Genomic DNA, 12,392 nt, shown 5'->3' on the forward strand with positions numbered 1-12,392 from the left:
TAAACGCTGCGGGCAGGCCCGGAGTTCCGGAAGAACCCCGAACCTGCCCCCAGAGGACCCTGAGCCCGCCCGTAGGGGAGTACCCCGAGCCGGTGCACAGCACCCGGTTGTCACGCAGCCCCGATCACCGCGAGTCACGCAGCCCCGATCACCCGGTCGTCACGCGGGAGCGATCACCCGGCTGTCATGCGGGACCGGTCACCCGGCTGTCACGCGGGAACGATGTTGACCAGCTTCGGCGCCCGCACGATCACCTTCCGGATGCCCGCGCCGCCCAGCGCCGCGACGACCTTCTCGTCGGCCAGCGCCACCTTCTCCAGCTCCTCCTCGGAGATGGCGGGCGGCACCTCCAGCCGGGCCTTGACCTTGCCCTTGATCTGCACGACGCAGGTCACGGTCTCGTCGACGACGTAGGTCGGGTCGGCGACCGGGAAGTCCTGGTGGACGACCGAGTCGGTGTGGCCCAGCTTGCGCCACAGCTCCTCGGCGATGTGCGGGGCCAGCGGGGCGATCATCAGCACCAGCGGCTCGGCCACGGACCGCGGCACCGGGCCGCCGGCCTTGGTCAGGTGGTTGTTCAGCTCGGTGACCTTGGCGATGGCGGTGTTGAAGCGCAGGCCCTCCAGGTCCTGGCGGACGCCGTCGATCGCCTTGTGCAGGGCGCGCAGGGTGTCCTCGTCCGGCTCGGCGTCGGTCACGGTGACCTCGCCGGTGGCCTCGTCCACGATGTTGCGCCACAGCCGCTGCAGCAGCCGGAACTGGCCGACCACCGCGCGCGTGTCCCAGGGGCGGGAGACGTCCAGCGGGCCCATGGCCATCTCGTACAGGCGCAGGGTGTCGGCGCCGTACTCGGCGGCGATCTCGTCCGGGGTCACCGCGTTCTTCAGCGACTTGCCCATCTTGCCCAGCAGGCGGCTGACCTGCTCGCCCTGGTAGTAGTAGGCGCCGTCGCGCTCCTCCACCTCGGCGGCCGGCACCGCGATGCCACGGCTGTCACGGTAGACGTAGGCCTGGATCATGCCCTGGTTGAACAGCTTGTGGAACGGCTCCGCGGAGGAGACGTGTCCCAGGTCGTACAGGACCTTGGACCAGAAGCGCGCGTACAGCAGGTGCAGCACGGCGTGCTCGGCGCCGCCGACGTACAGATCGACACCGCCGTGCGGCTGGCCCTCGCGCGGGCCCATCCAGTACCGCTCGATCTCCGGGTCGACCAGCTTGCGGTCGTTGTGCGGGTCCAGGTACCGGAACTCGTACCAGCAGGAACCGGCCCAGTTGGGCATGGTGTTGGTCTCGCGGCGGTACTTCTTGGGGCCGTCGCCCAGGTCCAGGGTGACGTTGACCCATTCCTCGTTGCGCGACAGCGGCGTCTCGGGCTGGGTGTCGGCGTCGTCCGGGTCGAAGGTGCGCGGGCTGTAGTCCTCGACCTCGGGCAGCTCCAGCGGCAGCATCGACTCGGGCAGCGCGTGGGCGACGCCGTCCTCGTCGTAGACGATCGGGAAGGGCTCGCCCCAGTAGCGCTGGCGGCTGAACAGCCAGTCGCGCAGCCGGAAGTTGACGGTGCCCTCGCCGATGCCCTTGCGCTCCAGCCATTCGGTGATGCGCGCCTTGGCGTCGACCACGCCCAGGCCGTTCAGCTTCACGTCGTCGCTGTCGGAGTTGACGATCTTCGCGTCGTAGGAGACGAAGGCGTCGTCCCAGGTGGACGGGTCGGTGCCGCGGCCGTCGGTCGGCTCGACCACGCAGCGGACCGGCAGCTCGAAGGCGCGCGCGAAGGCGAAGTCACGGCTGTCGTGTCCGGGGACGGCCATGATGGCGCCGGTGCCGTAGCCCATCAGGACGTAGTCGGCGATGAAGACCGGGATCTGCTCGCCGTTGACCGGGTTGGTCGCGAACGCGCCGGTGAAGACGCCGGTCTTGTCCTTGGCCTCGGCCTGCCGCTCGACGTCGGACTTCGAGGCGGCCTGCGCGCGGTAGGCGGCGACGGCGTCGGCGGGGGTGGCGTGGCCGCCGGTCCACACCTCGTGCGTGCCCTGGGGCCAGGCCTGGGGGGTGAACTTGTCGACCAGCGGGTGCTCGGGCGCCAGCACCATGTAGGTGGCGCCGAACAGGGTGTCGGGACGGGTGGTGAAGATCGTGATGCGTTCGCCGTCGATCGGGAAGTCGACCCGGGCGCCCTCGCTGCGGCCGATCCAGTTGCGCTGCTGCAGCTTGATGGCCTCGGGCCAGTCCAGCTCCTCCAGGTCCTCCAGCAGCCGGTCGGCGTAGGCGGTGATGCGCATGTTCCACTGGCGCAGCTTGGCCTTGAAGACCGGGAAGTTGCCGCGCTCGGACCGGCCGTCGGCGGTGACCTCCTCGTTGGCCAGCACGGTCCCCAGGCCCGGGCACCAGTTGACCGGCGCGTCGGAGGCGTAGGCCAGGCGGTACCCGCCCAGGATGTCGGCGCGCTCGGCGGCGGTCAGCTGGTTCCACGCGCGCGTGGAGCCCGGAACCGCGCGCTCACCGGACTCGAACTGGGCGATCAGCTCGGAGATCGGGCGGGCCTTGCGCGCCTCCTCGTCGTACCAGGAGTTGAAGATCTGCAGGAAGATCCACTGGGTCCACTTGTAGTACTCCGGGTCGATCGTGGCGAACGACCGGCGCTTGTCGTGGCCCAGGCCCAGCCGGCGCAGCTGGGCCTTCATGTTCTCCATGTTGGCCTCGGTGGACACGCGCGGGTGCGTGCCGGTCTGCACGGCGTACTGCTCGGCGGGCAGGCCGAAGGCGTCGAAGCCCAGGGTGTGCAGGACGTTGTGGCCGGTCATGCGCTGGAACCGGGCGTAGACGTCGGTGGCGATGTAGCCCAGCGGGTGGCCCACGTGCAGGCCCGCACCGGAGGGGTACGGGAACATGTCCATGATGAACTTCTTGGGCCTGGCGGCCAGCTCGGGGTCGTCCGCCAGGTCGCCCGTGGGGTTCGGGGCCGCGTAGGTGCCGTCGGCGTCCCAGAAGTCCTGCCAGCGTGCCTCGATGTCGGCCGCCAGGGCGGCCGTGTAGCGGTGCGGCGCGGCCTCCGCCGATACGCCGGCGGTGGCAGCGGGGTTCGTCTCGCTCATGATCCTCAAAGCTCCATCGATCGTCTCTGCCTGCGGAAATGAAAAAGCCCCTCGCACAGGAGGGGACGCCGCGCCGATGCCGACCTCACGGTGGGACCGGGGTCGGTACTGATCAGCGCGGCCCGCTAAGCAGAAGGCGTACGGCACGCATGGCGTTAGGGTACCGCAGCCCTTGAGCAAGCTGCGAGGCGCTTCCGTATCCCTGATGGACATGTCACGAAGCCCGCCCGGAACTGAACAAAGGTCAGCAATTACTTCGCGTACCGTCCCCTATGGGACACCGCCCCCGTCGCATTGTCTGTTGATAACAACGCAATAACTCAAACCCCGTACTGATCGGTATGGCGCCACCTAGAGTGCGGCAGCGGGACCGCTTTCCCGAAACTGCTCGGAGTTGCCCCCATGAACCCTCGTCGTAGTACCAGCTCGCTCCCCAAACCCGGCCGCTCGGCCTATGGGGTGGCGTCCGCTGTCGTCCTGCTGCTGATACCCGTGATCGTGCTGGTCGGAGGCAGCCAGTTCCGCGAGTTCCTGAACTTCGGCGCGGGCGTGCTGTCCCTCGTCTCGCTGAGCTGCTCGGTGATCTGGGGCCTGTTCGCACAGGACCGGATCTTCCTGAACACCCGGCAGCGGATCATCGGCCAGGCGGTGCACCGGACGACCGCGGTCGCCTCGATCGCGTTCCTGTTGCTGCACATCACCACGAAGATCGCGCTGGACCACACGCAGCTGATCGCCGCGATCATCCCGTTCTCGCTCGGTCTCACCGGAATCGGCGGCCTGATCGGACTGGGCTCGCTGGCGGGCCTGTTGATGATCTTCGTGGGCATCACCGGCGCCCTGCGCAGCAACTTCGCCACGCCGGCACCGGTCGCCGCCCGCTGGCGGGCCATGCACATGCTGGCGTACCCGGCCTGGTGCGCGGCGCTGGTCCACGGCCTCTACGCGGGTCGATCCGCCAAGCCGATCTTCGTGATCCTCTACAGCCTCTCGCTGCTCGGCGTGATGGGCGCCCTCGCGCTGCGCGCCGCACCGCGCCCGGTCAAGCGGAAGGTCGCCGACCGGCTGGTGGCCCTGTTCGGCAGCTCGGAGCGGCCCGGGCTGGACGAGCTGGACGCGAGCCGTTCCCGGGTGGCCGAGTCGGCGCTGCCCGGCTTCGAGGGCCGGCGCGAGCCGAGGCCGGCACCCGCCGAGACCACGACGTCCCCGCTGTACCAGACCCCGGCCGCCCCGGCCACGGAGCCCGCCTCCGGCTTCGCGGCGGCCTACCGCGCGGTCTCCACGCCGGGCCGCCCGCAGCAGCCCTTCGCGGCCGGTCAGACGGCCCGGATGGACCTGCCGCTGGATCTCCAGCCCACGGAGGCCATGCCGCGCGTGGACGGCCCCTCCAGCACCTCGGGCAGCTGGCCGATCCCGTCCCCGCCGCCGGTCGGCGAGGCCCCGCCGTCCGCGTACGACCCGCTCCAGGACACCGGCTACACCATCCCGGTCTATGGCAATCCGGGCGCCACGGGATACGGCGGAAGTGACGTGTACGACACCGGTGAGACAAACGGCCTCTACGGCACGTACAACCCGAGTGACACGTTCAACAGCGGTCCCGCCACCGAAACGCTGCCCGGCTCGTCCTACGAGGCACCGGGTTCGGGCGAACCTTGGAACACGCCTTCCGGAGGCTTTAAGTGAACGAGGCCCTGCCCGACGTCCCCGAAGTCCGCGTGGTCGGGCTTCCCCAGCTCACGTCGGGCTTCGACCTTGTGGAGCGGCTCGATCTGCCCATGCACCTGAAGGTGCACGGGCCGCTCGATCCACTGGGCGGCGAACAGCTCGCCCAGCTGGCCGAACGCATCAGTCTCAAGGGGCGCGGCGGCGCCGGCTTCCCCTTCCACAAGAAGCTCCGCTCGGTCGCCGAGTCGGCGATCAAGCGCGGGGTGCGGCCGGTCGTCGTGGTCAACGGCAGCGAGGACGAACCGGCCTGCCGGAAGGACACGGTGCTGATCAACCGTGCCCCGCACCTCATCCTGGACGGCGCGCTGCTGTGCGCCGAGGCCCTCGGCGCGCGCACCCTCGTCATCGGCGTCACCCGGGAGTCCACGCAGCGCTCCATGGAGGCCGCGCTCGCCGAGCGAGGGCTGAGCAACAGCCGTAGATCGGCACTACGCGCGTGGGTGCAGCGCAATCCGGTCCGCATGGTCACCGGCGCGGCCGCCTCGCTGATCCGCTCGATCGACGGCGGCCCGGCGATCCCGCCCGGTCGCAAGATCAGCGCCTCGCAGAGCGGCGTGGGCGGCGCGCCCACGCTGCTGTCGAACGCGGAGACGTTCGCGCAGCTGGCCATCGCCGCCCGTATCGGCCCGGAGCGCTACGGCAACACCGGCCTGTACGACGAACCGGGCACCGTGATGCTCACCGTGTCCGGCGCGGTGGCCCGCCCGATGGTGATCGAGGTCCCCACGGGCGTACCGCTGCGCTACGTGCTGCAGCTGGCGGGCGCCCCGCCGGTGCCGCAGGGCGTGCTGACCGGCGGCTATCACGGCAAGTGGATCGACGCGGCGACCGTGAACGAGGCGATCGTCTCCCGCAACTCGCTGGACGCGGTGGGCGGTTCGCTCGGCGCGGGCGCGATCCTGCCGATCAGCCAGGAGACGTGCCCGCTGGGCGAGTCGTTGCGGGTCGCGCAGTGGCTGGCCGAAGAGAGCGCCGGCCAGTGCGGGCCCTGCTACCTGGGACTGCCCGCCGCAGCGCGCGGGATGGAGGACATCCTGAACGGCGGCGGACCGGCCGCCCTGGAGGCGCTCAAGCAGGTCGCGAAGAACGTGAAGCGGCGCGGGGCGTGTTCGCACCCGGACGGCTCGGCGATGTTCCTGGAGTCGACCATCAAGGCCTTCACCGACGACCTGGCCGCGCATGTCCTCGGGAACGGCTGCGGACGGCCCGTGGAGGGCGTTCTGCCGCTCTTCGAGGGCGGCAAGGCCCCCATGGGCATCCCGGGTGGCGGACAGCCCGAGGAGGCCGGCTCCAGCCGCCAGAAGATCTACGTCGACTGGACGCTGTGCCGGGGGCACGGACTGTGCGCGGACATCCTCCCGGAGGTGTTCGAGCTGGGTGCCGACGGATTCCCGACCGTCGCCCAGGCGCAGGTGCCGCGGTACGCGGAGGCGAAGGCGCTGCGCGCGGTGCGCCGCTGTCCGGCGCTCGCCCTGCGCATCGAGGAGGACACGCGCGGGCAGGCGCCGTCGCGGAACCTTCCGGTTCTGTCCCAGGGGCGTGGCCGGCGGGCGCTCGGTCGCTGAGCGCGAGGGAACGGCGGGTCATCCGGGCCGGTGACCCGCCGATCCGTTCACGCGCGTCATGTGTGCGCATCGCGCACGTCATGTGTGGGCAACACACCGAAGGCGGATCATCCGTGGGATGATCCGCCTTCGACTTCTGTGGAGCTAAGGAGAATTGAACTCCTGACCTCCTGCATGCCATGCAGGCGCTCTACCAACTGAGCTATAGCCCCTTGTTGTGTCTCTCCGGGTTCCCCCGGCGACGACGTAAACATTACAGGCCCCGCAGTGCAGCACCAAATCGGTTTCTCGCTCGCCCCGATTAGGGCACTAATGTCGGCTTCGTGACCATGATCGCGTCTCCCGCCGCCCGCCGCCGGATGCCGGTCGCCGTGGGGGTGTGCCTGCTGTCCTTCACGGCGTTCTGGGCCGCCCAGCGGGCCGCGCACGTGTCGATGATCGATCTGATGGTCTACCGGGCCGAGGGAGCCGCCGTGCGGGCCGGCGGCGATCTGTACGCCCTGCGCGCGACGGCCGCGCGCCTGCCCACCACCTACCCGCCGTTCGCGGCCCTGTTGTTCACCCCGCTGCCCCTGCTGGACACCGCGCTCCTGCGTCCCCTGGTGACGGCCGGCAACCTCGCGCTGCTGGTGGTGTTCGTACGGCTGTCCCTGAAACTCGTCGGCCACACGCGCGTGGAGACCGCCTGGTGGCTCTCGGCGCCGGCGGTGTGGTGCGAGCCGGTGTGGACGACCCTGCGCTACGGCCAGATCAACCTGCTGCTGGCCGTCCTGGTGCTGTGGGACCTGACCCGCCGGCCGCCCGGCGGGCACGACCGCTGGACGGGGGTGGGTCTGGGGCTGGCCGCGGCGGTCAAGCTGACGCCCGCGCTGTTCCCGGTGTACCTGCTCGTGACGGGCGTCGTGGCCCGCCTCGGAGGCGGGCGCGGAGGGCCGTGGCTGCGGCACGCGCGCGGGGCGGCCGTCGCGTTCGCCGGGGCGACACTGCTAGCGGCGACCGTCCTGCCGTACGACTCCTGGCGGTTCTGGACGGACATGGTGTTCCGCCCGAGCCGGGCCGGGCACGCCGAGGAGACCGCCAACCAGGCCCTGCGCGGCCTCCTGGCCCGCTTGCTGCACACGCCGGACCCGGGAGCCCTCTGGGCGGCCTGCGCGGCCGTGGTGGCCGCCCTGGGGCTCGCCGTGGCCGTGCGGGCGGAGTTGCGGGGTCGGCGGGCCTGGGCGGTGTGCTCCTGCGCCGTCACCGCCCTGCTGATCAGCCCGGTGTCGTGGACCCACCACTGGGTGTGGTGCGTGCCGGTGGTGCTGCTGCTGTGGACACGCCGGCACCGGGCGGCGGCCGTGGGCACCCTGCTGGTCTTCTGCTCGTACGCCCCCTGGTGGGTGCCGCACGGGAAAGGCCGGCCCGAACTGCACCTGGGCTGCGGGGGCTTGGCTCTGTCAGCGGTCTACGGAGCGACCGGTGCGCTCTTCCTCGCGCTGGCCCGGACATCGTTGCCGAGGTCCGGCGGCGAGGTCCGTGTCAGGCCGTGACGAACTGGTAGAACCGCTTGAGCGTGCAGTGCTCCTCCAGGAGGCGGCCGTAGATCGGCTCGCCCTCCAGTTCCCGGTACGTCTCGATCGGGTCGCCTTTTATGATCAGCGCCCGCGCGCATTCCTCGCACCAGTACTGGTAGTCGGGATTGATCGGCTCCATGTCACGGACGATCGGAGTACCGCTCCCGCACCAGTCGCACTTTCGCCGGTGTGCACCCATCGATCAGCTCCAGCTGTGGCCGCAGGCCGTGCACACGTAGGAGATTCCGCCGTTGTCGCCGAGAACCTGGGCCACATGCGCGGAACCACAGGAAGGGCAGCTCAGCCGGGTGGTCGTGTCCCGTATCAAGGCCGCACCGAGGAGGTGGCCGACCTCCTCAAGGATGCTCGCAGGCATCGCTACTCCCTCCCGTCGGGCCGCGCCCCCTTCCGGCCGTTTGATTCTGCCACGGCCGGAGCAATACGGTCAGCGACGCCTCAGTACCAGTCCGGACACAGCTCCCACCGCGGCCGTCCCGGCCAGCGCCCAGACGCTCACCGAGAACGCCTCCGCCGAGGTGTACGCGTGCAGAGCCCCGAATGACTCAAGCCGGTTCAGGAACAGTGTGCCGAACGCGGCCACACCGATCAGCTGTCCGAGTTGCGCGACCGTCGCCAGCAGACCGCTGGCGTCCGCCGCGTCCTCGGGCCGTACGGTGGCCAGCGCGCCGGTGAGCGTCGGGCTGAAGGCCAGCGCCAGCCCCGCACCCGTGCCCGCGTATCCCGCGTACAGAGCCGCTCCCCCGTCACCGCCGCCGTGGAAGGCCAGTCCGACCACGGCGACGGACACCGCGGTGAGCGCGAACCCGGCCGGCGCCAGCGCCCGCTGCCAGGCGGCCGGCCACTTCCGCCAGGTCAGGCTGACGGCGCCGAAAACGGCCGCGGTCGGCGCGAAGCTCAGTCCCGCCCTGAGGGCGCTGTAGCCGAGGCCGCCCTGGACGTGCAGGGTCAGCGCGAAGAGGAAGCCGGCGTTGACCGACATCGCCGCGAGGATCCGGAAGACGGCCTTCCCGATGCCGGGGTGGCGCAGCACCCGGGGGGTGATCAGCGGGGCGCCGCCGCGCCGGGCCAGCCGGGACTCGTAACCGCAGAACAGGGCGAACAGCACCACCGCTCCGGCCAGCGACAGCCAGGACCACAGCGGCCAGTCCTCCTCCTGCCCCAGCACCAGCGGCACCGTCAGCAGCGACACGGCGGCGCCGAGCAGCACCAGGCCGGGCAGGTCGAGCGCCCGGGCCCGCTCCCGGCCGCCCGCGGCGCCGAGGGGGAGGACCCGCCGGCCCAGCACGAGCAGCACGGCGCCCACCGGGACGTTGACCAGGAAGACCGGCCGCCAGCCGGTGCCGAACAGGTCGGCGCTGACCAGGACACCGCCTGCGACCTGCCCGGCCGCCGCGCCGACGGCCAGGACCGCCGAGTAGGCGCTGAGCGCCCGCGCCCGGGCCTCCCCGGTGAAGGTGCGCTGGATGAGGCTGAGCACCTGCGGGATCATCAGCGCCGACCCGGCCCCCTGCACGAGCCGGAACACGATCAGCTCGGTCGAGCCCTGCGCCAGTCCGCAGGCGAGCGAGGCCGCGGTGAACAGGGCCAGCCCCGCGAGGTGGACGCGGCCGTGGCCGAGCCGGTCGCCGAGCCGGGCCCCGGTGATCAGCAGCACGGAGTAGGTGATGGTGTAGCCGGCGATCACCAGCTGGAGGTCGGCGCCGGAGGCGTGCAGGTCGGAACCGATCGTGGGGGCCGCGACGTTCACGATGAAGACGTCGAGAGCTGCCATGAACAGGGCGGCGAGCAGGACGCCGAGCAGCAGCCGAGGCCGATTGTCAGTGGCGGGTGCTTCACTGTCCGTGACGGTTGATGCGGCTCGGCCGACGGCCGGGGCGTCACTGTCAGTGGTGGATGGTTCACTGATCGCAGGACGCGGAAGGGGCTCGGTGCCCGGACCGGTCCGGGATGTCGTCGTCATGACGTCGAGCGTGACGACGCGGCGGTACGGGTGCCGAGTGCCCGCCGATGCTGGTACTGCCAGCACCTGGCAGGGTCGGGTCCGCGTGCCGACGATGAGACGGGGACGACGGGGCTACGGGGGCTACCGGGCTACCGGGGGAACGACGGGGGATGACGATGGGGACGAGGACACAGCGGCGCAGGCCGGAGCTGGCTGCCTTCCTGCGCACCAGGCGGGCGCGGGTCACACCGGCCGACGTGGGGATGCCGCCGGGCCTGCGGCGGCGCACACCCGGCCTGCGCAGGGAAGAGGTGGCGCAGCTCTCGGGCGTCGGCGTGACCTGGTACACCTGGCTGGAGCAGGGCCGGCCGATCAACGCCTCGCCGCAGGTGCTGGACGCGGTCGCGCGGACACTGCGGCTGGACCCGCCGGAGCGGGAGCACCTGTACCGGCTGGCCGAGGTGCCGTTCCAGCCGGACCCGGAGGGCCTGATCCGGCGGATCAGCCCGGCGGTACAGGGCATCATCGACGCCCTCGACCCGATGCTGGCGGTGGTCTACAACTCGCGGTACGACGTCCTGGCGACCAACGCGGCCTACCGGGACCTGTTCCTGGTGCCGGAGACGGCCAGGATCGGCCTGCCCAACGTGCTGTGGACGCTGTTCACGCTGCCGGACGGCGCCTGCCCGCTGGTGCACCGAGAGAAGGAGCTGCCGCTCATGGTGGCGACACTGCGGTCCTCCTACGGCAGACACGTGGGCGAGCCGGCCTGGGAGGAGTACATACGCGGCCTGGCGGCGGCGAGCCCCTGGTTCGCGGAGCTGTGGGCGAGCGGTGAGGTGGCACCTCCGGGACCCCGGGTGAAGACGTTCCGGCACGCGGCGGTCGGCGAGATGCGGATGACCTCCCAGTCACTGTCGATCGACGGGATGCCCGAGTGCCGGATCGTGGTCTACAGCCCGGAGGACGAGGACGCGCGCACGAAGATCGCGCTGCTGCGGGAGCAGAGGGAGCGGCTGTGGCCGCCGGTACACGGGGAGGAGGTCGAGGAAGGCGTCCGCAGCTGAACCCAGCGGCTTGGACACAGTGGCCGGACGCAGCGGCTTGGACACAGAAAATCCCGCCCCCTACGGGGACGGGATCCTCATCACCGATCTTTGACAACTCAACAGAGTGTCGATCAGTGGAGCTAAGGAGAATTGAACTCCTGACCTCCTGCATGCCATGCAGGCGCTCTACCAACTGAGCTATAGCCCCTTGTGTTCTTCCCGCTCGGCGGGGCGAACAAGAAGAACTTTAGCCTGTGACCTGCCAGAAAGTGAAATCCGGGGTCGGGGGCCCTGGGGACGGTCAGTCGTCGTCGCCGAGGACGGGCTCCGGGAGGGTGCCCGCGTTGTGCTCCAGCAGACGCCAGCCGCGGGCGCCCTCGCCGAGCACGGACCAGCAGCAGTTGGAGAGGCCGCCGAGGCTCTCCCAGTGCCGGGCCTCCAGGCCGAGCAGCCGGCCGATGGTGGTGCGGATGGTGCCGCCGTGGCTGACGACGACCAGGGTGCCGTCCTCGGGCAGCTTCTCCGCGTGCCGCAGCACGACGGGGGCGGAGCGGTCGGCGACCTCGGTCTCCAGTTCGCCGCCGCCGCGGCGGACCGCCTCGCCGCGCTTCCAGGCGGCGTACTCCTCGCCGTACCGGGCGATGATCTCCTCGTGCGTCAGCCCCTGCCAGACGCCGGCGTAGGTCTCGCGCAGGCTCTCGTCGCGGGTGACGTCGAGACCGGTCAGGGAGGCCAGCTCGGCGGCCGTGTGCACGGCCCGCTGAAGATCCGAGGAGACGATCGCGTCGGGCCGCAGGGAGGCCAGCAGCCGCGCGGCGCGGCGGGCCTGCTCGAGGCCCGCCTCGGTCAGCTCGACGTCCGTGGTGCCCTGGAAGCGGCGCTCCACGTTCCAGGAGGTCTGGCCGTGGCGCCACAGGATGATGCGGCGGCCCCGGCCCTTGCGGTCGGTCACCTCACCTGTGGCGCTCATCACCACTCCCCGCCCGGCTCCTGGTCGGCCTCGGCGGCCTGGGCCCGGGCGTGCTCCTCGGCCTTGCCCCGGGTGGCCTTGGCATCGGCGGGCAGCTCCAGCTCGGGGCAGTCCTTCCACAGCCGCTCCAGAGCGTAGAAGACCCGCTCCTCGCTGTGCTGGACGTGGACGACGATGTCGACGTAGTCGAGCAGGATCCAGCGGGACTCGCGGTCGCCCTCGCGGCGGACCGGCTTGGCGCCGAGTTCCTTCAGCAGGCGCTCCTCGATCTCGTCGACGATGGCCCTGACCTGGCGGTCGTTCGGGGCGGATGCCAGCAGGAAGGCGTCCGTGATCGACAGTACGTCGCTCACGTCGTAGGCGATGACGTCGTGGGCGAGCTTGTCGGCCGCCGCCTGGGCGGCGGTGTTGATGAGCTCAAGGGAACGATCGGTGGCGGTCACTACTTGGCTTTCCGTCGGCGGTCTTT

Annotated in this window: 10 protein-coding genes and 2 tRNA genes; 4 read left to right on the plus strand and 8 right to left on the minus strand. The window is 70.9% G+C overall.

Features of this window, described 5'->3' with window-relative positions; translation table 11 throughout:
* Positions 1 to 209: 209 nt before the first annotated feature.
* A complete protein-coding gene (gene leuS, locus IEZ20_RS01600) occupies positions 210 to 3,092 on the minus strand; it encodes a leucine--tRNA ligase (protein ID WP_189294239.1) in 2,883 nt (960 codons plus the stop codon).
* A gap of 402 nt (positions 3,093 to 3,494) precedes the next feature.
* Between leuS and IEZ20_RS01605 the strand changes: the two genes are divergently transcribed.
* Both IEZ20_RS01605 and IEZ20_RS01610 read left to right on the plus strand, forming a co-directional pair.
* Positions 3,495 to 4,778 carry a ferric reductase-like transmembrane domain-containing protein gene (locus IEZ20_RS01605; protein WP_189294240.1) on the plus strand — a complete coding sequence of 428 codons (1,284 nt, stop codon included), beginning with the start codon at positions 3,495 to 3,497 and terminating at the stop codon, positions 4,776 to 4,778.
* A complete protein-coding gene (locus IEZ20_RS01610) occupies positions 4,775 to 6,385 on the plus strand; it encodes an NADH-quinone oxidoreductase subunit NuoF family protein (RefSeq protein ID WP_189294241.1) in 1,611 nt (536 codons plus the stop codon). Before IEZ20_RS01605 ends, IEZ20_RS01610 begins: the two co-directional genes overlap by 4 nt.
* Positions 6,386 to 6,524: 139 nt before the next feature.
* Here the strand turns inward: IEZ20_RS01610 and IEZ20_RS01615 are convergent.
* Positions 6,525 to 6,597 (minus strand) — tRNA-Ala (locus tag IEZ20_RS01615).
* Between the two features lie 117 nt (positions 6,598 to 6,714).
* Here IEZ20_RS01615 and IEZ20_RS01620 point away from each other — a divergent pair.
* Positions 6,715 to 7,917, plus strand: a complete 1,203-nt coding sequence (locus IEZ20_RS01620) for a glycosyltransferase 87 family protein (RefSeq protein ID WP_189294625.1) — start codon at positions 6,715 to 6,717, stop codon at positions 7,915 to 7,917.
* Here the strand turns inward: IEZ20_RS01620 and IEZ20_RS01625 are convergent.
* The 3 genes from IEZ20_RS01625 to IEZ20_RS01635 all read right to left on the minus strand — a co-directional run bounded on the left by IEZ20_RS01625 (position 7,907) and on the right by IEZ20_RS01635 (position 9,751).
* Positions 7,907 to 8,140, minus strand: a complete 234-nt coding sequence (locus IEZ20_RS01625; RefSeq protein WP_030653820.1) for a hypothetical protein — start codon at positions 8,138 to 8,140, stop codon at positions 7,907 to 7,909. The two genes, IEZ20_RS01620 and IEZ20_RS01625, sit on opposite strands and share 11 nt — an antisense overlap.
* 3 nt (positions 8,141 to 8,143) lie before the next feature.
* The gene (locus tag IEZ20_RS01630; protein WP_014672673.1) at positions 8,144 to 8,317 is read right to left on the minus strand and encodes a hypothetical protein; all 174 of its coding nucleotides are present in this window, start codon (positions 8,315 to 8,317) and stop codon (positions 8,144 to 8,146) included.
* Between the two features lie 69 nt (positions 8,318 to 8,386).
* Positions 8,387 to 9,751 (minus strand): MFS transporter, encoded by a 1,365-nt coding sequence (locus IEZ20_RS01635; RefSeq protein WP_268253025.1) that lies wholly within the window; start codon positions 9,749 to 9,751, stop codon positions 8,387 to 8,389.
* A gap of 329 nt (positions 9,752 to 10,080) precedes the next feature.
* Here IEZ20_RS01635 and IEZ20_RS01640 point away from each other — a divergent pair, with 329 nt between their 5' ends.
* Positions 10,081 to 10,971, plus strand: coding sequence for a helix-turn-helix transcriptional regulator (locus tag IEZ20_RS01640; protein WP_189294626.1), 891 nt, complete (start codon positions 10,081 to 10,083; stop codon positions 10,969 to 10,971).
* Positions 10,972 to 11,088: 117 nt separating this feature from the next.
* Here the strand turns inward: IEZ20_RS01640 and IEZ20_RS01645 are convergent.
* The 3 genes from IEZ20_RS01645 to rsfS all read right to left on the minus strand — a co-directional run bounded on the left by IEZ20_RS01645 (position 11,089) and on the right by rsfS (position 12,366).
* Positions 11,089 to 11,161, minus strand: a tRNA-Ala gene (locus tag IEZ20_RS01645).
* A gap of 93 nt (positions 11,162 to 11,254) precedes the next feature.
* Positions 11,255 to 11,923, minus strand: coding sequence for a histidine phosphatase family protein (locus IEZ20_RS01650; protein WP_189294243.1), 669 nt, complete (start codon positions 11,921 to 11,923; stop codon positions 11,255 to 11,257).
* The gene (gene rsfS / locus IEZ20_RS01655) at positions 11,923 to 12,366 is read right to left on the minus strand and encodes a ribosome silencing factor (protein WP_189294244.1); all 444 of its coding nucleotides are present in this window, start codon (positions 12,364 to 12,366) and stop codon (positions 11,923 to 11,925) included. The genes IEZ20_RS01650 and rsfS overlap by 1 nt, the downstream gene beginning before the upstream one ends.
* Between the last annotated feature and the right edge of the window lie 26 nt (positions 12,367 to 12,392).

It is taken from the genome of Streptomyces cinerochromogenes (genome assembly GCF_014648635.1).
Taxonomy (GTDB): domain Bacteria; phylum Actinomycetota; class Actinomycetes; order Streptomycetales; family Streptomycetaceae; genus Streptomyces; species Streptomyces cinerochromogenes.

Coding starts and splice junctions, on each gene's coding strand:
- leuS (WP_189294239.1), bottom strand. CDS start 3,092: ATGAGCGAGACGAACCCCGCTGCCACCGCCGGCGTATCGGCGGAGGCC.
- IEZ20_RS01605 (WP_189294240.1), top strand. CDS start 3,495: ATGAACCCTCGTCGTAGTACCAGCTCGCTCCCCAAACCCGGCCGCTCG.
- IEZ20_RS01620 (WP_189294625.1), top strand. CDS start 6,715: ATGATCGCGTCTCCCGCCGCCCGCCGCCGGATGCCGGTCGCCGTGGGG.
- IEZ20_RS01625 (WP_030653820.1), bottom strand. CDS start 8,140: ATGGGTGCACACCGGCGAAAGTGCGACTGGTGCGGGAGCGGTACTCCG.
- IEZ20_RS01630 (WP_014672673.1), bottom strand. CDS start 8,317: ATGCCTGCGAGCATCCTTGAGGAGGTCGGCCACCTCCTCGGTGCGGCC.
- IEZ20_RS01640 (WP_189294626.1), top strand. CDS start 10,081: ATGGGGACGAGGACACAGCGGCGCAGGCCGGAGCTGGCTGCCTTCCTG.
- IEZ20_RS01650 (WP_189294243.1), bottom strand. CDS start 11,923: ATGAGCGCCACAGGTGAGGTGACCGACCGCAAGGGCCGGGGCCGCCGC.